At 72.3% G+C, this 1,478-nt stretch carries 2 protein-coding genes; one reads left to right on the top strand and one right to left on the bottom strand.

Features of this window, described 5'->3' with window-relative positions:
* Positions 1 to 1,039: phosphatase PAP2 family protein (locus ETD96_RS43865; protein WP_240808652.1), on the top strand; the 1,039-nt coding region annotated here is incomplete at its 5' end.
* Between the two features lie 51 nt (positions 1,040 to 1,090).
* On the opposite strand, the gene ETD96_RS43860 is transcribed toward ETD96_RS43865, so the two are convergent.
* The coding region (locus ETD96_RS43860) for a [protein-PII] uridylyltransferase family protein (RefSeq protein WP_478209507.1) at positions 1,091 to 1,478 on the bottom strand (388 nt) is incomplete at its 5' end.

Below are 1,478 nucleotides of genomic sequence, written 5' to 3'. Positions count from 1 at the left end.
GAACTGCCCCTTGCGCCGCTTGCCGATCTTGTCGATGCGGACCCGCGCGCCGGAGTGCGGCGCGTGCAGGAACCTGCCGCGTCCGACGAAGAGGCCGACATGGGACTCCCGCAAGCTCGGCCGCGTCGCCGCGCACCGCGTGTGCGGGCTCGACGCGTTCGACGAAGTGATCACCGACAAGACGCCGTCCCCGGCGGCCGCCGCAAGGATGCGGCACCGGGTGCTCACCGCGCCTCCGGTCTGGCGTGAGCTTCTGCTGGTCGTCCTGTTCTACACCGGATATACGCTGACGCGCGTCGTCCTGGTTCAGGACGGCACGGGCCCCGCGTTCGCCCACGCGGACGAGATCCTGCGCCTGGAACGCCACCTGGGGCTGGACGTTGAGCTGCACCTGAACCACACACTGCTGGCCGTGCCGTGGCTGGCGCGGACCGCCAACATCTTCTACGCCACGATGCACTTCATCGTGACGCTCGGCGTCGTCGTCTGGCTGTACCGCTACCGGCCGGAGCACTACCGGTGGCTCCGCACGTCCATCATGGTCGCCACGGGGGTCGCGCTCATCGGGTTCTGGCTGTACCCGCTCGCCCCGCCGAGGTTCCTGCACAGCGAGGGCTTCGTCGACCCGGTGACCGCGCTGCACTCGCTCGGCCTGTACGCCAGCGACGCGTCCGGGAGCCTGACCAACCAGTACGCGGCGATGCCGTCGATGCACGCCGGCTGGGCGCTGTGGTGCGGGTTCATCCTGGTCAAGCTGGCGTCGCGGCCGTGGGCGAAGATCCTCGGCGCGCTGTACCCCGCGACGACGGTGTTCGTGATCCTGTCCACCGCCAACCACTACGTGCTGGACGCGGTGGCGGGGATGGCGCTGATCGGCGGCGCCCTGTGGGTGTCGTGGCTGCTCTACGCGCGCTGCCCCGTCCCGATCCTCATCGTGCGGGCCCGGATCACGCACCGGCTCGCGCAGCGCACCGGCCGGGGCCCCGCGACCCCGTCCGGGACGGGCCGCGCCGCCCCATGCCGGGCGAGCCGGCCCTGACGGCCCTACTACCGGAGTAGTAGGGCCTCCTCCAGTAGTACGCCCCGCTTCTCAGTCGGCTCCATAGAACACGCGGTCGACGACGGCGCGCGCGCGGCGGGTGCAGCGCCGGTAGTCCTCCAGCAGGTCCCCCGTCCCCGGATAGCCGAGGACGCGGGTGACGGCGCTGCGCTCCCGGTGGTGGTCGGTCGGCAGCAGGTCGGACGCGCGGCCCCGCACCAGCATGACGGCCCCCCGGATGCGGGTCGCCAGGCACCACGACTCCGCGAGGACCTCGGCGTCGTCCGCGTCCAGGAGCCGGGCCTCGACGGCGGCGTCCAGCGCGTCCAGCGTCCGGGTGGTGCGCAGCCCTGGGACGTCGTGGGCGTGCTGGAGCTGCAGGAGCTGCGCGACCCATTCCACGTCGGCGAGGCCGCCCGGCCCGAGCTTGGTGTGCAGC

Source organism: Actinomadura geliboluensis, assembly GCF_005889745.1.
Classification (GTDB): domain Bacteria; phylum Actinomycetota; class Actinomycetes; order Streptosporangiales; family Streptosporangiaceae; genus Spirillospora; species Spirillospora geliboluensis.
This window is presented reverse-complemented; position numbering and strand designations above follow the sequence as displayed.